The sequence below is a fragment of the Bacillus sp. J41TS8 genome, assembly GCF_018333035.1.
Lineage (GTDB): Bacteria > Bacillota > Bacilli > Bacillales > Bacillaceae > Bacillus > Bacillus paralicheniformis.
Genome location: NZ_BORF01000014.1, coordinates 14,431 through 33,074 on the forward strand (window position 1 = coordinate 14,431; position 18,644 = coordinate 33,074).

Below are 18,644 nucleotides of genomic sequence, written 5' to 3' on the forward strand. Positions count from 1 at the left end.
GGTTAGCCATTGTATATCACCTCCACGACCATTAGATTGTGCAGGAGGATGATATCCTATTCATTGAACGCGAAAAATTTACACGAGCAGTGAACGGCCGCCGTCAATAATGATCGTCTGTCCGCGGATCATATCCGCTTTCCCTGACGTTAAAAATTCCACCGCATCGACCATGTCGCTAATCTCAACCATGCGGCCGGCAGGCGTATTTTGCCGGGCATCTTCCAAAAGTTCTTCGCGGTTCGGGAAGTGCTTCAGGGCGTCTGTATCGATCGCGCCTCCGGAAACCGCATTGACGATGATGTTTTTCGCCGCAAGCTCAACAGCGAGATATCTTGTCAATGATTCAAGCGCAGCTTTTGAAACGCCGACTGTCGTATAGTTTTCCAAATAACGGATCGAACCGAGCGAACTGATGCTCACAATGTGGCCGCCTCCCGTTTTCTCCATCAGCTTTGCCGCTTCCTGCGCGCAGAATAGCAGAGCTTTCGCATTGATGTTCATCGTCCAGTCCCAATGGCTTTCCTCAAGCTCCATGACGGGGCGTAATACGCCGGATGCAGCATTGTTGACGAACACGTCCAGTCTGCCGAACGCTTCCTCGATTTGCTGAAACATATCTTTTATTTTCGCCGGCTGCCCGACATTCGCCTTGACGACCAATGCTTTGACACCGAGTTTTTCGATTTCTTCAGCCGTCTCAAGGGCCGCTTTTTTGCTTCTCGCATAGTTGATGACGATATTGTAGCCGTTTTCGGCAAGCCTCAAAGCGGCTGCTTTGCCGACGCCGCGGCTGCTTCCTGTAATAAGGGCACATTTTCTTTGTTCCATCTGTCATTCATCTCCTAGTATAGTGATTGAAAATCTGATAAAAAATAGCTTATAACACGATCAAAAAAGGAGGCATTCGCCTTATGTACGTAGGACGCGATATGAGCGAGCTCGACCACACGCCGAAAAACGAGTGGAAAGATGCGGAGCTTCTCTATTTTCACCGCGCCTTCCAGCAAATCATGCCATTCCTCAATGAAGAAGGGCATGCCGAGTACCTGGAGGTTGTGAAAGAAATCCAAGCAAGAGGCGGACTGCGCCGCCAGGAAGCCGATTATACGCACGGCACCGCCATCCAGTACGACTAACGGGCAGCATGCACAGTCAAGCTGCCTATTTCATATACATATTCCATATTTTCTGATGTGAAACCGGGAAGGCATATTCAGTGAGCTCTTCTTTCGTGACCTTTTTAAAGTATGAATCATCCGGTTGATCGAGCGTTTTCCCGAAAAAGACAGAAATGTTCCAGACAAGGTGTGTAAACACGTGTTCTACGATTCCTTCAAGCGGACCGATTTCAGCTTCTATTCCGGCTGCTTCTTTCAAAAAAGCCGCAAGCTGCTCGCGCTCGTGCTTCAGCCCTTTCTGCGTTTCTGTGTTCGGGAATTCCCAAAGGTTTGCCAAAAGGCCTGATGCCGGTCTTTTATGGATATAGATGTATCCTTCTTCATCAGTCAGGACAACGGCTGCAAGAGTTTTTACCGAGGGTTTTTTCTTTTTGCTTTTAACCGGAAGCTCTTTTTCACAGCCTTCTGCAAAAGCGGAACAGTGCTCTCGGACGGGACAGAGAAGGCAGGACGGCGATTTCGGCGTACAGATGACAGCGCCAAGCTCCATCAGCCCCTGGTTAAATTCGGACGGTTTTTCTTCAGAAATAAACGCTTCGACAATTTTTTCAAACAGGGTTTTGGTTTTAGGCTTTGCGATATCATCCCATACGGAAAGAATCCGTGACATCACCCGCATGACATTTCCGTCCACCGCGGGTACCGGCTGATTGTAGGCGATGCTTAGCACCGCGCCTCTTGTATAAGGGCCGACACCTTTTAAGCTGCCGAATTCCTCTTTTGAAGGAGGAACCACTCCTCCGTATCGTTCGTGGACTTCCCTGACAGCGCTCTGCAAGTTCCGAACTCTTGAATAGTATCCCAGTCCTTCCCAGGCTTTAAGCACTTTTTCTTCGTCGGCTTCAGCGAGCGCTTCAACGGTCGGGAATTTTTCGATAAAGTTGTTGAAGTAAGGAATCACCGTATCCACTCTCGTCTGCTGAAGCATCACTTCTGACACCCATACCTTATAAGGGTCGCTGTCTGAGCGCCATGGCAGATCCCGTTTTTCTTGCTCATACCAAGAAATTAAATCTTCTTGAAATTGTTTGATGTTTTTTTGCTGTAATTTCTTTTGCAGATCCATCATGAAACTTCTCCTTGCCTGTGCACGTCACATTTGCATACCGATCTTTTGTTACTTCGGCTTTTTGTTGTAAACTATATGCATATACGATAACATGTTACATTAAAAGTGAAGAAAGCAAAAGCGTTAAATATTTCAGGCAAGGTCCGTCGTTCGTTCGTTCTGTTTTTGGAAAATAAAATGATTTTCTAGCACCATTAGGGGAGGTCACCAATGGATACTGGCACACATGTTGTCATGGGCGTTGCACTCGGAGGCATTGCGACGCTTGATCCAGTTGTCGGAATGGACCCATCAATGGCTCAAGCCGTGATGATTGCGACAATCGCCGGATCTCAGGCTCCGGATATCGATACCGTTTTGAAATTGAAAAACAACGCTGTTTATATTAGGCACCACAGGGGATTCACCCATTCCATCCCCGCTGTTCTCGCCTGGTCGCTGATGATTCCGGGCATTCTCATGCTCTTTTATCCCGAAGCCAATCTGCTTCACCTGTGGCTTTGGACCTTTGCCGCGGTCGCGCTTCATGTGTTCGTGGATATTTTTAATGCATACGGAACACAGGCGATCAGACCTTTTTCAAGGAAATGGGTAGCGCTCGGCTTGATTAATACATTTGATCCGTTTATTTTCGTCAGCCATCTCATAGCCATCGCCTTTTGGCTGGCAGGCGCTCATCAGGGCTATACATTTTTGGCTCTTTACATCGTCTTGGCCGGTTATTATCTGGTGAGGTATTTCATGCAGAGGAACATCAAGCATGAGCTCCGTGAAAAAATCGAAGATATTGAAGAAATCATTATTTCGCCTACGATGAAATTCAGGCAGTGGCGAATTGCCGTCAAAGCAAAATCGGCTTTTTACGTCGGACGAAGCATGGACGGAAACGTCGTCATCGTCGACACCTTCAACAGGGTGCCTGTGCCGGATACGAACGTGATGAAAGCGGCGAAACAGGATAAGAACATTTCGGCGTTTCTTTCATTCTCACCGGTTTACAAATGGGAGATCGATACGTATAAGGATCACTACGAAGTCCGCTTTATCGATCTGCGATACCGCAGCAAAGGACACTACCCTTTCGTGGCGATCGCGCACATCGACAGAGACACGCTCGAATTAATCACCTCCTATACGGGATGGATTTTCAGCGAGGAAAAACTTCAGAAAAAATTAAAGCTTGGCTCTGTTTAAGAGCCAAGCTTTTTTCTCCTTCTGCCGTACCAGATTCCGATGATGAGGCTGATGACTGTCACGGCCAAGGCAGCTTTGAAGTACGGCGGGTAATAAACGAGCCGGATGTCGTTTTTCCCTTTTTCTATTGAAAATCCGATAAACGCGTAATTTGCCTTATGGACGGTTTGCGGTTTTCCGTTTACAGTGACTTCCCAGCCTTTTTCGTACGGAACCGGCAGGACCATGTAGCGGTCTCCATTTTGATTGTCAAAGCTGATGGACACTTGATTGTTCCGCCAGTCCAAGTCGGCGGCCGGCGCTTTTTGGGCGGCCGCTTTTTTCAGCAATTGATAGTCTTCCTGGTGCAGGCTCAAATGGTCCAATTGATATTTCCCTTTTGGCAGCCTGATTGAAATTTTATCTGTTTTCGGGACCCTGATCGTTAAATCGTAAACACCTGTTTTGTAAATCGACTCGTTCGATTTTCTTGATGTTACATAATCATTGACCCGCAAGTTAAAGAATTGGTCTTTTGCAAGGCTTTTTAAATAAAATCCGACATAATAGTCGCCTTCTTTCGGGAGCCCGCCTTCGGGAATGAGATCGATGCCGCCATTTTCGGCGGTGACGTCGAGGACGCCGTTATGATAGCTCGCCCCTTCGGTTTTCAGCTTCGTCTGCTTCATCAAATCAGGAACGTCCGGCGGCTGCACTTTTCCATCATCGCCATTCTCAAGCACGATTCCTTCAAGCATCGCATGCTCCCGCGCTAAAACAGGCGCATCCGCTAAATCTTTTTCCGTAAATACTGTCCGCGCGGTCCGGATAAACGGCATGGTGTATTTGTTTTTATAGACCGCGTAGTGCTCTGATTCATCCGTTTTGATAAACCCGTACGGAACATTGGCGGCATTCTCTTTTTCCGTCATGTAATACTTGCCGTACAGCAAGCTGTACAAGTTGGCCCGGTCGCCCATCGATGCGTAGCGGCTGACGCTTTCCCTTCCCATATCGATTTGCAGGTCTTCCCAATAAAACAGGAGAAGATCGCGATTGAGAATGCTTGAGTAGGCGCTGAAGCCGTTAAAATCCTGCATCAGCGGAGTATTGTTGCGCACGCCGTTCATCCAGTCGATTCTTGTATACGGGTCACCGTCATCGTCTTTTCGAATGTTGTTTAAGAGGCGGCGCTGTTCTTCGCCATTGTACTCATTGCTGGTCAAATAGCTTTTTGTGACGTCTTTAATGCCGCTTGACTCAGACAGAACATATTTCTGATACGTGTTCGCCACGAGAACGGACGATAATAAAATGCAGGCTTGCAAAAAAAGCTGCGATTTCTTATATTGAAACCCCGCCGCCGTAAAGATGGCGATTGTCAGGAACAGAAGCACAAGCATGCTCCAATTTTGCATCAGTGATAAATCCACGTCTTTTCGCCAAATGACCGCGATATAAACCAGAAGGGCGAGCAGGATGGACCATATCATCTCTTTCCGCCTGATGTTTTTCAGTTCGGTCATTCCTGCGGCCGCCGCTCCCCCGATCGTAAAAGCGAGCAGGTATTCAAAGCGGTTCTGCGGAGCGGAGAAGCCGTTGAACGCGCTTGCCGCAAGCGGGCTGTAGTGCAAAAGCACAAGCAGCACACTGATTGAGGCAAACAGCCTGAACGTTTTATTTTTATAGAACGAAAACGCGAACAAGAACAGCATAAAGACAGCCGGCAGCAAGACAATGCGGCTGGAAAACAGAATGTTGTCCGTCAGATCGTATACAGCGACAGCCTGTTCATACGGCGGCCGTAAATTGTTTAAAAATCCGTAAACTGCAGGCACAAAGGAAACCGCGCTGATTCCGAAAGAAATCAGGCATGAAGCGGCGAACATCCCGAATTGCTTCCACCTCGGCGCTTCCTTTTCCGGGTCTAGCCGGATCAGCCAGCGGAAGATGATATAGATCGCAATGAAAATCAAGTTGATATAGGCAAAATAAAAGTTATTGATCAGCGTTAAAGAACAAGCCGTAATAAACAGTCCTGTCCGCTTTTCCCTGATAACTTTCTCGGCTCCGGCGACAAGCAGCGGCAGCCACAGCATGGCGTCACTGAAAAATTCCCAGAACACCGTGTGCCTGAAATAGATGACCGACGTACCGTACAAGACCGCACCTGTAAAGGCGGCAAGCTTGTTTTTCACCATGCCGTTTAACGCATACGCTGCCGCTAAAATGATCAGGCTTAGCTTAATGACACTGATGAATACAGAGGCCTGCGCCCAGAACAAAGGGTCCGCATCCCCGGCCAAATGCAAAAGCTGCATCAGAAAAATGGCTGCGGATGAAGCGATGAAGACAAAAGACGTCGTGAAATAATAGCCAAGCTGGCTGTAGATCCCGCCTCCGAGACCGAAAGAATACGAATAAAAGAAGTTCCCTTGTTTGTATTGTTCAAAAAGAAACGACTTAAAAATAATCATTTGTGCAAGTCCGTCGCCGTTCCCAGTCATGTAGCGGTCATGCGCCCATTCATACAGAAAAAAGGAATGGGCGGCCAAGGAAACTGCAACGCTTGCGATCACAAATAAAAAAACTGTTTTCTTCATACTCTTCCCCTGTCTTTTTTCAAAATCTTCCCTGTCACTAAAAATGTCAGAGGAACGGTTAAAAACATGGAGGCAAGCGGTGCTGCCTCACTGTTCATCTTGAAAAAATTCACAAACGTGTAGACGAACAAAGAAGATACCGTCAAATTAAACAGCTGTGTCAGCGGAAATTGCAAAAACTTTGCCAGCGTCGGCTTGATTTTAAATGTAAAATAGCAGTTCAAGAAAAAAGAAATCACAAGACTGACGAAAAAAGCGGCAATATGAGAAACCATATAATTCAACTGAAGCAAAACATGCAGCAGCAAATACACCGCATAGTAATTCAAAGTATTCACTGCACCGACGACGGCGAAGCGAATAAATTCAGGATTCACGATTTTCATGAGTTTCTCCATGAGCGATGTTTGCCTCCTGTATTAAGTAATGAGGCCGCTTTTTCGTCTCATAATAAATGCGCCCGATGTATTCGCCGATGATTCCGAGGCTGAGAAGCTGGATGCCGCCGAGAAACAGGACGGCGGAAATAATCGTAAAATAGCCGGGAACGATCACACCGTATTTTAAGATTCTGATGAATGTCGCAGCGATATAAATAAGCGATAGAAAAAGGATAAAAATACCGGCGTAAAAACAAATTCTCAGCGGTCTGTTGTTGAACGACACAACCCCGTCGATTCCATAGTTCAACAAGTGGCGGAACGACCACTTGGACTTTCCGTTTTTCCTTTCGACGTTCTCGTAATAAACAATCTTTTGGTCAAAACCGATCCAGCAAAACAGCCCTTTTGAGAACCTGTTGCCTTCGCTCAGCTTCAGCATCGCATTGACGGCTTTTCTGCTTAAAAGACGAAAATCGCCGACGCCGTCCCTTAAATCGACTTCCACCGCATTATTGATAAAGCGGTAATAAAGGGACGACAAGTAGGAGCGCACAGGGTTGTCTCCCTTTCTGTTGCGCTGGGCGACCACTTGATCATAGCCTTCCTCATACCCTTTAATAAAATCGTGCAGGAGGTATGTCGGGTGCTGCAAATCCGCATCCATCACTACAACGGCATCGCCGCGGGCATGCTGAAAACCGGCAAGGATGGCTGCCTCCTTGCCGAAATTCCGTGAAAACGAAATATATTTCACACGCTCGCTTTTTTCGGCTAGCTTTTTAATTTCCTCCAATGTTTGATCAGTGCTTCCATCATTTATGTAATAAATTTCATAATCATAATCAATGGATTGAAATTCGTTCCTCAACGATTCATAAATCAATTTAATATTGCTTGCTTCATTGTATGAAGGAATAATGATTGAAACGAATCCTCTCTTCACTTAAAGGCACCTCTTTTGGACATAATAAAATTGCATCCGGCATCCGTTTGGCAGGATACTTGCATCTAGCCGCTTCCCACACAACAAAAGGAAAACTGTGGGCACGCTGTACTATTTTCTACAAGATTATTTTGTCATTATATCAGACATCTATGAACAAGTGGTAAAAAAATGATATTGCTTTAGAATCAAACACGATAGCCTAATGGTTTTCCCATTTTACGACATTTTTCGCATTGAATCATATTTTTCCAAATTAAACCCCTGCTCTTCACCAAAAGCCAAAGAAGCCGCAGGGAAAACCTCGTAAGGACCGCTTGTCAAACCGGAGGTCAAAGTCCGCCGCCGCAATCAAATCCTTCCCCTTAATATGCCCTTTGTCATCGGGTGAAAACCGGATTTGATTTCTCCGACTGTTCCATGATGGAAGACCGAACGCTGCAGACAGAGCTTTTTTCATGACTTCACGCCGTTATGCTGCAGTCGAAACCGTGACCCCGCTCCTCTTGCGGCTCCTCCCGACAACCCGGGAATCGGCGAATGACACAATGTAATGGTCATTGATCAGGCAAGCTTACACCAGTCTTCGCTTCAACGGACAGACGGCTCCCGCTCCGGCCTCGCCTTGCCTTCACGCCCTTCATGCGCCATCCGGGCTCCTTTTGATATGCGGCGCTGGCACCGGCAATCCGGAACCAATGACAATCGCTTTCACGCCAATCATTCTTTTCGAAAGAAATGCTTAATGAAGCAGCCCGCGGCCTCCGGAGAACAGATCCTTGTAATAAGGTTTATCATTTTGAAATAAATGCAACTTGCTGCCATAGTGCTCAATCCACTCTTTGACGACACGCTCTGTCAGCTCTTTTCCTCTGTACGGGTGGCCGGCCTTTGCAAATGTCGCCTCGAAATCCCCCCACAGCAGTTCAACCCATGTTCTGGCTTGTGCGTAACTCAGCATATGATTTTTTTCAAGAAGCGCATTTGTCAGCTTTTCAAAGTACTCTTCCACTTGGCTTTTCCCCCTTTCCCTAAGGAAAAAACTTTCTTTTTGAAAACGTCGTCCTTTTCATATACTAACCTTACGTCTTCCGAACCGAAGACGCAAACATTATGGACTTGATTGGAGGAGCCTAAAAGAGATGCGAAATAAATCAAGAGGCTTTCCGAACATGAACAACAATAAATTTGAAGGCGAGCCCCGGGCCAAAGATGATTTTGCTTCAAAGCGCCCTGACGGAAGCACAAATACTCATCCGCAAGAAAGAATGAGGGCTTCCGGCAAACGCTAAACTTTTCTGGGATGGAGTGATTTCTTTTGTGTGCAAATCGCAAACCGTATACAAACGATTTTAACCAGATGAAAACGCAAAACTATCCGCAGCCATGGGCAAACACAAAGCATGCGCGCGCGCAGGTAAACGGAGAAACGCAGCAGACCCAGGACCTCATCATTCTCCAGCGCAACACGCGCATCCGGACAAGATAACATTTGCGAAAAGGGTTTAAGCTTTTGGCTTAGCCCTTTTCTTTTAATAAAGAAATCGGCAGAGCCTCTTCATGATCAGGTGACGAAAGACGGTATCCCCAGGCGAACACGCCGTTTATATAGCGGATATGGAAATCGTCGCCCCCATCTTCGATTTCGTATACGTTGCCGGCTTTAAAATCGGTCGGATCAAGAAGGTAAGCTTTCGCCATCGCGATTTTTCGTTCGTGGACGGCCAGTTCATTCACAATCCCCATTTGTTCCGCTTTTCTTGCCTTTTCGGTCAGACCCGCGATTTCCTGGTGCAGTTCGTGTGCAGTCATTTCACTGTATCTTTTCTCCATATTCTCATCCCTTTTCATCTAAAAATTGATCAATCATGTCGATTGAAAAGCCTTTTCTGAACAGATGCTGTTTGACCTTCATTTTCGTTTCGTATGATCCGTCATAACCGCACCTCTTCATCGCTTTTTCCCCTTGCTTCTCAAGCGCTTCCCTTTCAGCGCTGTCGTCGTTTTCGTAATCCGTTTCCTGAAGCGCGGCCGAGATGACATCGAAGGAGAACCCCTTTCTGACAAGGTGCTGTTCGATGGCCTGTTTCGTCTCTTTGGAGGACAGCTTTTTTTCTTTTTTCAGCACTTTTTCCGCATGCTTGACCGCGGCCTCGACCTGATCGGAAAACGAAAACGAACTGAGCGCTTCCTGAATCAGTTCATCATCGATCCCTTTCAATTTAAGCTCTCTGAATAGGACATCGGGGCCTTTGCCGCTCGTTTTTCTGTGGGTGCTGACATATGCAGCCGCAAATTCGCGGTCGTCCAAATATTTATAACCTTTAAGCATATGCAGGATTTCTGTGATCGCGGAGTCTGCGACGTCTTTTTTCTTGAGATGGTCTTTAACTTCCTTTGTCGAGCGCATCCGGTATGACAAATAATCGAGCGCTCTTTTGAACCCTTTTTTAACGTCGTCTCCGTACTGAATCTCAATGATATCAAGCTCATCAAGCTCTTTGCCTTTTCGCAGGTCAAACTTGACGAGCACGTCCAGGTCGACGCTGAACGCATACTTTTCATCCAGAAAAATATTGACCCGTTCTTCATTGTTTTTCTGGGCAGAAATCTTTGTAATATATGGCATAAATAACTCCCTTCTTTTGTTTTCTTCTTTTACAATAAGGTTAATGATCATGAAAGGGAGGAATCATGATGAAGATTGCGATTTCCGGCGGGACGGGTTTTATCGGCAAGCATTTGACAAACGCCTTAACCGCCCAGGGACATCACGTCTATATTTTAACAAGAAAACCGGCTGAAACCGAACAAAAAAACACTTCTTACGTTCTCTGGCAAAAAAACGGCACCCGCCCTGAAACAGAGCTGACCGATATCGATGTTTGGATCAATTTAGCCGGAAAATCACTTTTCGGCCGTTGGAATGAAAAAACGAAGGCGGAAATCGCGGCAAGCCGCCTCCGCTCCGTGCAGGAGTCGGCCCGCATCATACAAAGTCTTCGGAAGAAGCCGAACACCCTCATTCAGGCGAGCGCAGTCGGCATTTACGGAACGAGTCTTGAACAGACATTCACAGAGGAATCCCCCGTCTCAGCTGAGGATTTTTTAAGCAGAACGACAGCTTCGTGGGAAAAAGCAGCCGAACCAATTGAAGCGCTTGGCATCCGCACCGTCTGGATGCGTTTTGGCATGGTGCTTGGAAAAGACGGAGGGGCGCTCCCAAAAATGGTGTTCCCCTATCAATTGTTTGCAGGCGGACGCGTCGGCTCAGGGCAGCAATGGGTGCCGTGGATTCATATCGAAGACGTCGTCGGCATGATATTATCAGCGATTGAGCAGCCTCAGCTGTCCGGCCCTGTCAATGTCACGGCACCGAATCCCGTTCAGATGGAAACCTTCGGACAAACCGTCGCGAAAGTAGGAAAGCGCCCCCACTGGCTCCCGATTCCCGAATTTGTAATAAAAGGCATCCTCGGAGAAATGAGCATGCTCGTGCTGAAAGGGCAGCGCGTCCTCCCGAAAAAAGCGCTTCAGAACGGCTATCATTTCATATATCCCGAACTGGAAGATGCCCTGCAACACCTTTTGACATAAAAGCTGTTTTCCCAACAAAAGCCTTGTAGCTTTTCCTTTCCCAGCTGCGTAAAATGTAAGTAACTTTTTAGCAGCATACAATACAGGGAAGGCAAATGGTGCGCCACCAGGTCTCTGGTTTTAGTGGGTTCGATTCCCACCCCGAATTTTTTAATGGATGTGCAAGATACGCGGACAACTGTTTCCGCAAATTAAAAAATTCCGAGGGTGGATTTATGCGTCCCGTTCTGCTGTAAAAGCCGCCCTCAAACTAAGGAGGGGCTGCCATGCTGAAGAAACGGGAACTGACCGACTGCTATGCACTTTTTGAACTGATGATTCATCCGGATGTCTTCCCTTTTGTCAGAAATAAAGCGGAGACGATTGAAGAGTATATGTTTCATGTCAAAAACATGATCGAAGAGGAAGAACAGGGAAAGCTGATATCGCGAACGATACTTGATGAATGGGAAAACCCGGTCGGCTGCATCAGCTTGTATGAAATCGAAGATCAAAAAGGCTTCCTTGGCACATGGCTCGGCAAACCTTATCATGGAAAAGGCTTGAATCAACGGGCGAAAGACGCGTTTTTTTGCGAGCTTTTTTATGAAAAGCAAATCGAAGCCGTTTTTATGAAAATCAGAAAAACAAATATGCGCTCCCTCAAAGCGGCGGAAAAGCTCCCCTATGCCGTCAAGACTGATCTTGACTGGGCCGGCAGCGATACATTTCACCTGTATGAAATTCCGAAAGATATGTACACGCTGTACAGCATGAGAACATTTGAAGAGGAAAACCGCCGGTTAAAAGAAGCTTAAAACTTGTATAAATGCCGTTGAAACGGACAGCCTGTGAATAACTGAGGTTTTGAGGAGGCTTGAAAAGATGGCTGACAAGAAAAAACGGGAGCATTTTAAATCCTCTCTGAACAAGACGCAGGAAGTCAGATATTCGCGCGAATTTAAAAGGGCTGAGCGCGCCGCAAGGGAAAAATCATAATGCATAGCGGGAGCCTGATCAGCGAACAATAAAGCTTGACCGGCCGATTATTGATGAGGAGTGATCATATGGGCAGAAATGCAATCCACAAAAACCGTGACAAAAACAAGCAAAAGCTCCCTCAAGTTCCTGATCAGTATAAGAGAGAAGCTGACGGAGTATACGAGGAATATTCTGCTGAACTCGCCGATCAGGATGACCGCGAAGCACAAGCCCGCATGCAGGCGGCTGATAAGCGCGCGGAAAAGCGGCAGTCAAAATAATAATCGAGGCCCGGGATTCCCGGGCCTCATTCTTTAAGTTAATTCGGTCAGTAGCTGTGCTGCCGGGGTCCTGTGCTTCGCTTCAGGAATTTCCGCAGGATATCCGATCTGCAAGAGAGCTGCTACCCGCTCATCGCGCTTCAGCCCCATTAACCTGTGCAATGTTTCATGAGAAAGAACTTCCCCGCTCTTCCATACCATGCCGATGCCTTTTTCCCAAGCGAGAAGCTGAAGATTCTGGATCAAACAGCTGACGGCTGCAAAATCATCTCTTCTGACCCGTTCGTTTTCGTCTTCTTTCATAATAACGAAGAGAAAAGCCGGAACGCTGAGAATATGCTCTCTGAACTTATTGATTTGTTCTTCCTGCATATTCGGCTTGAGCTCTTTAAACGCCGCTTTTAAATTGTCGGCATGCTTCTTTTTCCCGCTTTCCGTCCCGATATAAATGAACCGCCACGGTTCTGTCAGCTTGTGGTTCGGCGCATAAACCGCATCTTCCAAGAGTTCCAGCACCACTTCTTTCGGCACCGGATCCTGTTTAAACTTTCGAATCGTTCTTCTATTTCTGACACAATCGCGAATACTTTGAATTTCCAGCGTGTCGTTCATGTGGCCGCCCCCTCAAATGAAAATGATTATCATTGTTGATTATAATGTTTACCGCTGGCGTTTGCAATGATCATCACTCGTTAAAAAAAGGCGGTATCTGTTTTACACCTCGAAGCTCTGCTTTTCAGCAAATACAGCGGTTCCTGTCATCCGCACTTTCATGATGCCGTTTTGTTCCGCAACTTCGATTTTCACTTTTCCGTCTTTTCCCATTTCCTGGCCCTGTTCGATTAGAAAATCAGTCCGGCCCTCTTCACAGAATTCCTTTCCGTACGTTTTCATATAAGCGCCCATCACTCCTGATGCTGTTCCTGTGACAGGATCTTCACTCGTTCCGGAATAAGGCGATGAAAAATGCCTGCCGTGAAGCTGGCAATCCCGATGAATCGTCTCCAGGCAAAACGGGTGGACTGATGCCCGCGGCATTTCGGTTAAAATGTTGGGGAATTCAGCTTGAACGGGCTTCATCCTGCGGATTGCGGCCAAATCTCTCACCGGCACAAGCAATGTCCATATCCCTGTGCTGCCGTAAACAACGGGCAATGCTTCATGAAAGTCCGCTTCGCTGATCCCCAGCGCTTCCGTCAGTTGGCTTCTGCTTCCTGTGAATGACTGAAAACTCGGTGGCGCCTGCTCCAACGTCACCAAAAACCGCTGATTGCCGTCAGAGGCGGTATACGCGGAAAGAACACCCGCTTTTGTTTCGACCTTCAACTCCGCCCCGGCTTCGATCGCGCCTTTTTCCAGAAGCGCATAAAGTGAAGCAACAGTCGCATGTCCGCATAGATTCATTTCATGGCCCGGCGTAAAGTAGCGGATCCTTATGTCGGCCGACTCGCTCGGCAGCAGGAAAGACGTTTCGTTATAGCCTGCCTGTTCAGCGATCTTCTGCATTTCACGATCGGTCAATCCGTCTGCTTCAAGCACGATGCCCGCCGGGTTTCCCAGACCCGCCTTCTTTGAAAATGCGTCATATCTTAATACTTCAATTTGCTTCATTTTGATCCCCCATTTGTCGAGTTCGATCCTTTCCTTCCAATCATTTGCAGTATACCGCCTTTCATTGCTTCTTACAATGGCAATCTAAAAAAGACCGTTTTAAAAAACGGCCTCACTTCGTTCTCCTTCCGATCAGCCTCGTCACAAGGATCATCGTCACCGGGAGAGATCGGTTTTTCCGGTAGGCTAAATATTTTCCCCGCCAAACCGGTTTATATTTTTCTTTAAAAGACCGCAGTCCGCTAAAACTGTACATGTAGCTGACATTGTTGAAAATCACAGCGGCTAATCGCTCCGTCCAGAATGACTGAAACGATGTCCCTACATTCGATAAAGGGGCCATTCCCATATTGAAGGCCGTGTAGCCCTGTTCTTTTCCCCATTGAAATAAATAGATGAACAGCGCATCCATGATTCCTTTCGGCGCTTTCTTCGAATAGCGCATCAGATCGATGGATATTTCCCCTTCGCGGTACATCGGCATGATATTCATAAACGCGACGATCTCGCCTTCTTCGCTTTTTAAAACGGCAATCGGCGCTTTCTGCAAATAATCTTCATGAAAAAACCCGAGCGAAAAGCCTTTTTCTTTTTTTCGGCCGAGCCATTCATCAGATACCTGCCTCAACTCGTTGAGGAATTCTGCCGAAAACGGCGGCTGTTCGACATGAAATGTATACCCTTCCCGTTCAAAGCGGTTGTGAATCGCCCTTAACCCGGCCCGCTTTTTTCCGGTGATTGTAAAGGTGTCAAGGTCGACAATCGCCTCTTCTCCAAGCTTGAAAAAACGGTATCCGAAATCATGATAGAGCCCCATGTCTTCTCGTTCGATCTGATAGAAAATGACAAGATACCCTTTTTGGTCAGCCGTATGAAGAAATTCTTTGATCACGAGCGGAAACGAGCCTTCCAGGCCCGACGGGTCGCCGAGCACAACGAGACGCTGGCCGACTTTGGCGAATTGAATCAGCGCATTCCCGTCGCTTGAATAAAAAAACCGCTTGTCACCTAAAAAACCCAAATGACTCAAAGCGTTTCCGCCTTTTTCTTTTAAGAATGCCTCCAGTTTCTCCGGATCAGGAGCTTCACCGACCTCTTTCGTTTTCCTGTTAAACGTCCAGATGAAAACAACGAAATACAGCGGAACGAAAAATAATGCAAAAAACGTCGCGAAGTCGACATGACGTTCACTGTGAATGAAATAATCTTTTACGAGAATATGGCCGAGCGCCTCCCAAATGTTTGAAGCGATAATATTGTAATTCAGCAAAGTAAAGAGAAAGATAAAAGCTCCCCATGCGATTTGCCCGAATGTGTAGACAGCCCGCTCCCTTGTAAACTGCCCCCTCAGCAGGACAAACAGGACAAATACCACAGGAATCATGAAGACCGCACTAATATTAAAACCTTTAAAAAGCGTGAACAGAAAGGCAAGAACCAAAGCGGTCAGCGTCATATAATAAGATCTCTTTGTCCTCCGATAAAGCTCCAGCGGCAGGATCAGCAAAATCAAGCCGAAACTGAGGGACAAGCCGTTAAAAAACACCAGCATGTACTTCGGAATATTCGGTATCAATGTAATCCTGTCAATCGGCAGCGCCACGGATGCGATCACAATCGCTCCGCTGCAAAACGCGATGACTGAAAGCGAACCGTTCAGCAGTCTGAATAACAGCGCTCTGTGTAAAATCAACAGAATATTGGTCGTTTCTATTGCCGGGGCAATAATCGGCTTTTCTTCGAGCTTCTTCATTGTATTCCCAGTCAAATCGGCTGCTGCAAAAATAAGGCCGAATACAAAAGGGATAAACGAATAGGCAAGCCTGTAAAGCACAATCGCCGTCAGAGTGATTTCCTGATCAACCCCAAGCTTGCTCATCCCCACCAAAAAAAGCAGGTCGAACGAACCGAATCCGCCGGGAACGAGACTGATCATTCCGGCTACAGATGCAATTGTAAAAACGCCGAGAACGGTTTTCGCATCTAAATCGACCCCCATCGTTACAAGGGAATAATACATAACCGCTGCAGCGGCAAACCACTCGATCACAGATGCACCCAAATACGAAAAGAAGACCGAAAGCCGCATGCCTTTTTCGGCTCCTGCGCTTCTCCTCTTTTTGATCATTAAAATGATGGCCGTACCGGGAGCGATTATCGCCGTACCGGTAACAGCCAGCAGCACCCACGCTTTTTCTGTAAACAGATCTCCGGCAGGCAGAATCCCGGCAAGGACGAGAAGGCAGAGGACAGACAGCCCGAGAAGAATCGAAGACGCAAGCCATGCGATCCCCCTGATCAGCTTCTTCACATCATCAACATGCTCTTTGTAAAGGATCGTTCTCAATCCTGCACCGGACAATCCGCCGAACCCGAGAACATTGTTAAGCGAGTTAGCGATCCAGGACACCTTGATCGTCTTCCATTTCGAAACCTTCATTCCGAGGGAGCGAACCAGAACAAAATCGTATAATGTCATCGCCAAAATGGCGGCAAGTCCGAGAAAAACAAGGATAAACAGGTCAACCCGATTAATTTGATCGATAATCAAAAATGTTGCTTTAAAAGACAGCCCGGCCAGTTCTTTTTTCGCTTGAAAAAAGACAAACAAAAGAACAGCCGCCGGAATTACAATCCTTAAAATCGCCAGCGCATTTTTTTTCATGAAAAACCACTTCTCTCTAATCACAGGATAAATCCATCACGTTTTGAGTGATAACTCATATATCTTACCTTAATTTACCGGCTAGAAAAAGCAAAAACCAACGATTCTGCTGTTATGTTAGTGTTAACCATCCCCCCTGAAAACAAACGGTAAACAAAATCGCAAAACAGCTATTTGTTTTGGGATTTTGTCATCCCTTCAGCGTAGTTAAAAACCCTTGCAGTCTAGGAAGGCCGAGCATCGGAGCGCAGCGAATGTTGGAATTCGTGAGCACCGACGCGCAGGCCTGACAACGAATGCGAGGGTTTGGCGACACGCTGAAAAAAACGCGCAGCGGCGCGTTTTTTTCAGTTCCAACCCATTCTTTTTCGAAGCTCTGTAATATGGGCAATATGATGATGTGAGTGCCACACATAGAGAGCGAGCGCTTGATACAGCTTCATTTTCTCTCCTGTGTCCGGATAAACGTACGCTTTTTCAAAATCCTCCTCTGTTAAAGATTCAAAAAAAGCGGTCCAGCGCAGATGCAGCGTGTTCAAAAGCGCGAGCGACAAATCCGGATCGAGCGTTCTGGCATCGGTAAGTCCGGCCCAATTCTGTTCGTCAAACGTGCGGATCAAAGGCGACTCCTCTGTCATCGCCAATTTGCTTCGAATATAGCCGTTCATATGGCTGTCGGCGAGATGGTGAACGACTTGCCGGACAGTCCAGCCTCCGGTTCGGTACGGCGTATCAAGCTGTTCTTCATTTAGTCCCGCCACCGCGCTTCTCAGGAGATGCGGCGCTTGCTTCAGATCCCCGATCCATTTCTCCCGTTCCTTTTCGTCCGCTTCAAGCGGTTTGGAAAAGGCGCCGATCGGATATTTCAACTGATCCATTGTCTGTTCCTCCCTTAGTCGCAATACACTTCCTCATGCTTTCCAAAAAGGTATTCGATCTGTTCATACGTATTCCTTGCTTCCGATAATTCAGGCAGATTCTCCAATGAGAAAAACCCCAGGTTTTGCGTTTCCATCCCCGCTTCCGCCTTGCCTCCGACAATCTGACAGGCGATAAACAGCTTATAGATGTGGAAGGCGGAAGGAGGGTGGTTGTGGCGCATTTTATCCATGACCGCCAAAAGTTTGTGCGCCTTGACTTTCAAACCTGTCTCTTCAAGCGTTTCTTTAACCGCGATTTCTTTCGGCGTAAAGCCGATGTCTGCCCATCCGCCTGGCAACGCCCATTTACCGTCTGCTTTTTCCTGGACAAGGAGGAGTTTATGATCTTTAAAAATCACGGCTCTTACATCGACTTTAGGCGTTTGATAGCCCGATTCTCCGGCAAAAAGCTCTTTCACTTTTGAGAAATCGGCTTCCGCATAATCGGCGATAATTTCGCAGCTCAGCTCGCGAAGCCGCTCAAAACGTTCACGATCAAAGTCATCTTTTGTATAGGCCAGCCCCGCCTGGGCGATGGCTTGAATTTCCTTTGCCCAATCCAGCCATTTCAGATCCTTTGTCATTCGCTGATCCCCCGATCTGCAGGAGCTATAGACCGGTAGACACGGTCAAGCCATTGCGTTCGTTTTTCTTCAGAGCTGTCTTTTACACCGGCAAACAGCAGGCGCTTTACCCGCCGTACGCCGCAAAACTTCAACATCACATCTTTAACCGTCACCCAGTCGGCATCCCGCCGCCAAAACCGCAAATACCACGACGGAGCGTCAGCCGTGTAGTAAACCGTTGCCGTGCGCGCCTTCAGCAGGCCTTTTGGCAGCTTTCCTTGATATGTATAAGCTTCTCCGGCGGCAAAAACGCGGTCAATAAATCCTTTCATGATCGCCGGCATCCCGCCCCACCAAAGCGGATAAATGAAAATCAGATGGTCGGCGGTTTCCGGGTCGCGCTTCATATCAAAACGCCTTTTCTTTTCATCAAATAAAAGAACGGGATCAAACCGGTCTTTGTACAAATCGATGACATCATAAGAATGCTTACCATCCTCAAGCGCCTTTATGACTTGATTTAAAATGGCCCCGTTGAAACTGTTTGGATTTGGGTGTGCATATATAAGGGCAGTCTGCATATCGCTTCCTCCTTTTCGTCCTTTGATGGAATTATATTGTTTATTTTGCAGAATTTAAAGAAAATGAACTTGGAGCACATATGATAGAAAAACCCTTTCCTTTTGTAAAAA

Annotated in this window: 22 protein-coding genes; 8 read left to right on the forward strand and 14 right to left on the reverse strand. The window is 47.0% G+C overall.

What is annotated here, in order from left to right:
• Positions 1-78 precede the first annotated feature (78 nt).
• The gene (fabL, locus tag KI350_RS17470) at positions 79-831 is read right to left on the reverse strand and encodes an enoyl-[acyl-carrier-protein] reductase FabL (protein WP_020450629.1); all 753 of its coding nucleotides are present in this window, start codon (positions 829-831) and stop codon (positions 79-81) included.
• Between the two features lie 83 nt (positions 832-914).
• On the opposite strand from fabL, the gene KI350_RS17475 reads away from it, so the two are divergent.
• Positions 915-1,139 carry a hypothetical protein gene (locus KI350_RS17475; protein ID WP_065644623.1) on the forward strand — a complete coding sequence of 75 codons (225 nt, stop codon included), beginning with the start codon at positions 915-917 and terminating at the stop codon, positions 1,137-1,139.
• A gap of 25 nt (positions 1,140-1,164) precedes the next feature.
• Here KI350_RS17475 and mutY read toward each other — a convergent pair whose 3' ends face one another.
• Entirely contained in the window at positions 1,165-2,250 is a 1,086-nt protein-coding gene (gene mutY, locus KI350_RS17480; protein WP_065644622.1) for an A/G-specific adenine glycosylase, read from the reverse strand.
• Between the two features lie 210 nt (positions 2,251-2,460).
• Between mutY and KI350_RS17485 the strand changes: the two genes are divergently transcribed.
• Positions 2,461-3,444: a metal-dependent hydrolase gene (locus KI350_RS17485; RefSeq protein ID WP_023855996.1), complete on the forward strand. Its 984-nt coding sequence runs from the start codon at positions 2,461-2,463 to the stop codon at positions 3,442-3,444.
• On the opposite strand, the gene KI350_RS17490 is transcribed toward KI350_RS17485, so the two are convergent.
• The 4 genes from KI350_RS17490 to KI350_RS17505 all read right to left on the reverse strand — a co-directional run bounded on the left by KI350_RS17490 (position 3,441) and on the right by KI350_RS17505 (position 8,364).
• The gene (locus tag KI350_RS17490; RefSeq protein ID WP_105980824.1) at positions 3,441-6,026 is read right to left on the reverse strand and encodes a YfhO family protein; all 2,586 of its coding nucleotides are present in this window, start codon (positions 6,024-6,026) and stop codon (positions 3,441-3,443) included. The genes KI350_RS17485 and KI350_RS17490 overlap by 4 nt on opposite strands.
• Positions 6,023-6,424, reverse strand: a complete 402-nt coding sequence (locus KI350_RS17495; protein ID WP_020450624.1) for a GtrA family protein — start codon at positions 6,422-6,424, stop codon at positions 6,023-6,025. The genes KI350_RS17490 and KI350_RS17495 overlap by 4 nt, the downstream gene beginning before the upstream one ends.
• Positions 6,393-7,352 (reverse strand): glycosyltransferase family 2 protein, encoded by a 960-nt coding sequence (locus tag KI350_RS17500; RefSeq protein WP_020450623.1) that lies wholly within the window; start codon positions 7,350-7,352, stop codon positions 6,393-6,395. Before KI350_RS17500 ends, KI350_RS17495 begins: the two co-directional genes overlap by 32 nt.
• A gap of 742 nt (positions 7,353-8,094) precedes the next feature.
• Positions 8,095-8,364, reverse strand: a complete 270-nt coding sequence (locus KI350_RS17505) for a YfhJ family protein (protein WP_026580622.1) — start codon at positions 8,362-8,364, stop codon at positions 8,095-8,097.
• 130 nt (positions 8,365-8,494) lie between these two features.
• On the opposite strand from KI350_RS17505, the gene KI350_RS17510 reads away from it, so the two are divergent.
• Together KI350_RS17510 and KI350_RS17515 are read left to right on the forward strand one after the other, a co-directional pair.
• Positions 8,495-8,644, forward strand: a complete 150-nt coding sequence (locus KI350_RS17510; protein WP_003179924.1) for a small, acid-soluble spore protein K — start codon at positions 8,495-8,497, stop codon at positions 8,642-8,644.
• 26 nt (positions 8,645-8,670) lie between these two features.
• Positions 8,671-8,841 (forward strand): YpzG family protein, encoded by a 171-nt coding sequence (locus KI350_RS17515; protein WP_003179922.1) that lies wholly within the window; start codon positions 8,671-8,673, stop codon positions 8,839-8,841.
• Between the two features lie 29 nt (positions 8,842-8,870).
• Here KI350_RS17515 and KI350_RS17520 read toward each other — a convergent pair whose 3' ends face one another.
• Positions 8,871-9,185, reverse strand: a complete 315-nt coding sequence (locus tag KI350_RS17520) for a YfhH family protein (RefSeq protein WP_065644618.1) — start codon at positions 9,183-9,185, stop codon at positions 8,871-8,873.
• Between the two features lie 4 nt (positions 9,186-9,189).
• On the reverse strand, positions 9,190-9,981 hold the full coding sequence (gene recX, locus KI350_RS17525; RefSeq protein ID WP_048350619.1) for a recombination regulator RecX: 792 nt from the start codon (positions 9,979-9,981) through the stop codon (positions 9,190-9,192).
• Positions 9,982-10,049: 68 nt separating this feature from the next.
• Between recX and KI350_RS17530 the strand changes: the two genes are divergently transcribed.
• From KI350_RS17530 to KI350_RS17545, 4 genes are all read left to right on the forward strand, one after another.
• Positions 10,050-10,949, forward strand: coding sequence for a TIGR01777 family oxidoreductase (locus KI350_RS17530; RefSeq protein ID WP_236808669.1), 900 nt, complete (start codon positions 10,050-10,052; stop codon positions 10,947-10,949).
• Positions 10,950-11,215: 266 nt separating this feature from the next.
• A complete protein-coding gene (locus KI350_RS17535) occupies positions 11,216-11,746 on the forward strand; it encodes a GNAT family N-acetyltransferase (RefSeq protein ID WP_020450619.1) in 531 nt (176 codons plus the stop codon).
• Positions 11,747-11,813: 67 nt separating this feature from the next.
• Positions 11,814-11,927: a YfhE family protein gene (locus KI350_RS17540; RefSeq protein ID WP_023856002.1), complete on the forward strand. Its 114-nt coding sequence runs from the start codon at positions 11,814-11,816 to the stop codon at positions 11,925-11,927.
• Positions 11,928-11,995: 68 nt separating this feature from the next.
• Positions 11,996-12,190 carry a YfhD family protein gene (locus KI350_RS17545; protein ID WP_020450618.1) on the forward strand — a complete coding sequence of 65 codons (195 nt, stop codon included), beginning with the start codon at positions 11,996-11,998 and terminating at the stop codon, positions 12,188-12,190.
• 33 nt (positions 12,191-12,223) lie between these two features.
• Here KI350_RS17545 and KI350_RS17550 read toward each other — a convergent pair whose 3' ends face one another.
• From KI350_RS17550 to KI350_RS17575, 6 genes are all read right to left on the reverse strand, one after another.
• On the reverse strand, positions 12,224-12,802 hold the full coding sequence (locus tag KI350_RS17550) for a nitroreductase family protein (protein ID WP_020450617.1): 579 nt from the start codon (positions 12,800-12,802) through the stop codon (positions 12,224-12,226).
• Between the two features lie 102 nt (positions 12,803-12,904).
• On the reverse strand, positions 12,905-13,801 hold the full coding sequence (locus KI350_RS17555) for a PhzF family phenazine biosynthesis isomerase (protein WP_146874557.1): 897 nt from the start codon (positions 13,799-13,801) through the stop codon (positions 12,905-12,907).
• A 112-nt stretch (positions 13,802-13,913) separates the two neighbouring features.
• Positions 13,914-16,466: a bifunctional lysylphosphatidylglycerol flippase/synthetase MprF gene (gene mprF, locus KI350_RS17560; RefSeq protein ID WP_023856445.1), complete on the reverse strand. Its 2,553-nt coding sequence runs from the start codon at positions 16,464-16,466 to the stop codon at positions 13,914-13,916.
• A gap of 347 nt (positions 16,467-16,813) precedes the next feature.
• Complete coding sequence (locus KI350_RS17565) at positions 16,814-17,344, reverse strand: YfiT family bacillithiol transferase (protein WP_212109956.1); 531 nt, start codon at positions 17,342-17,344, stop codon at positions 16,814-16,816.
• Positions 17,345-17,358: 14 nt separating this feature from the next.
• Positions 17,359-17,970 (reverse strand): NUDIX hydrolase, encoded by a 612-nt coding sequence (locus tag KI350_RS17570; RefSeq protein WP_212109946.1) that lies wholly within the window; start codon positions 17,968-17,970, stop codon positions 17,359-17,361.
• Complete coding sequence (locus KI350_RS17575; protein ID WP_212109944.1) at positions 17,967-18,533, reverse strand: NAD(P)H-dependent oxidoreductase; 567 nt, start codon at positions 18,531-18,533, stop codon at positions 17,967-17,969. The genes KI350_RS17570 and KI350_RS17575 overlap by 4 nt, the downstream gene beginning before the upstream one ends.
• Positions 18,534-18,644 lie beyond the last annotated feature (111 nt).

What these genes read in the sequence shown, in the direction of transcription:
- fabL (WP_020450629.1), bottom strand. Translation starts at nt 831, where the DNA reads ATGGAACAAAGAAAATGTGCCCTTATTACAGGAAGCAGCCGCGGCGTC.
- KI350_RS17475 (WP_065644623.1), top strand. Translation starts at nt 915, where the DNA reads ATGTACGTAGGACGCGATATGAGCGAGCTCGACCACACGCCGAAAAAC.
- mutY (WP_065644622.1), bottom strand. Translation starts at nt 2,250, where the DNA reads ATGATGGATCTGCAAAAGAAATTACAGCAAAAAAACATCAAACAATTT.
- KI350_RS17485 (WP_023855996.1), top strand. Translation starts at nt 2,461, where the DNA reads ATGGATACTGGCACACATGTTGTCATGGGCGTTGCACTCGGAGGCATT.
- KI350_RS17490 (WP_105980824.1), bottom strand. Translation starts at nt 6,026, where the DNA reads ATGAAGAAAACAGTTTTTTTATTTGTGATCGCAAGCGTTGCAGTTTCC.
- KI350_RS17495 (WP_020450624.1), bottom strand. Translation starts at nt 6,424, where the DNA reads ATGGAGAAACTCATGAAAATCGTGAATCCTGAATTTATTCGCTTCGCC.
- KI350_RS17510 (WP_003179924.1), top strand. Translation starts at nt 8,495, where the DNA reads ATGCGAAATAAATCAAGAGGCTTTCCGAACATGAACAACAATAAATTT.
- KI350_RS17520 (WP_065644618.1), bottom strand. Translation starts at nt 9,185, where the DNA reads ATGGAGAAAAGATACAGTGAAATGACTGCACACGAACTGCACCAGGAA.
- recX (WP_048350619.1), bottom strand. Translation starts at nt 9,981, where the DNA reads ATGCCATATATTACAAAGATTTCTGCCCAGAAAAACAATGAAGAACGG.
- KI350_RS17530 (WP_236808669.1), top strand. Translation starts at nt 10,050, where the DNA reads ATGAAGATTGCGATTTCCGGCGGGACGGGTTTTATCGGCAAGCATTTG.
- KI350_RS17535 (WP_020450619.1), top strand. Translation starts at nt 11,216, where the DNA reads ATGCTGAAGAAACGGGAACTGACCGACTGCTATGCACTTTTTGAACTG.
- KI350_RS17540 (WP_023856002.1), top strand. Translation starts at nt 11,814, where the DNA reads ATGGCTGACAAGAAAAAACGGGAGCATTTTAAATCCTCTCTGAACAAG.
- KI350_RS17545 (WP_020450618.1), top strand. Translation starts at nt 11,996, where the DNA reads ATGGGCAGAAATGCAATCCACAAAAACCGTGACAAAAACAAGCAAAAG.
- KI350_RS17550 (WP_020450617.1), bottom strand. Translation starts at nt 12,802, where the DNA reads ATGAACGACACGCTGGAAATTCAAAGTATTCGCGATTGTGTCAGAAAT.
- KI350_RS17555 (WP_146874557.1), bottom strand. Translation starts at nt 13,801, where the DNA reads ATGAAGCAAATTGAAGTATTAAGATATGACGCATTTTCAAAGAAGGCG.
- mprF (WP_023856445.1), bottom strand. Translation starts at nt 16,466, where the DNA reads ATGAAAAAAAATGCGCTGGCGATTTTAAGGATTGTAATTCCGGCGGCT.
- KI350_RS17565 (WP_212109956.1), bottom strand. Translation starts at nt 17,344, where the DNA reads ATGGATCAGTTGAAATATCCGATCGGCGCCTTTTCCAAACCGCTTGAA.
- KI350_RS17570 (WP_212109946.1), bottom strand. Translation starts at nt 17,970, where the DNA reads ATGACAAAGGATCTGAAATGGCTGGATTGGGCAAAGGAAATTCAAGCC.
- KI350_RS17575 (WP_212109944.1), bottom strand. Translation starts at nt 18,533, where the DNA reads ATGCAGACTGCCCTTATATATGCACACCCAAATCCAAACAGTTTCAAC.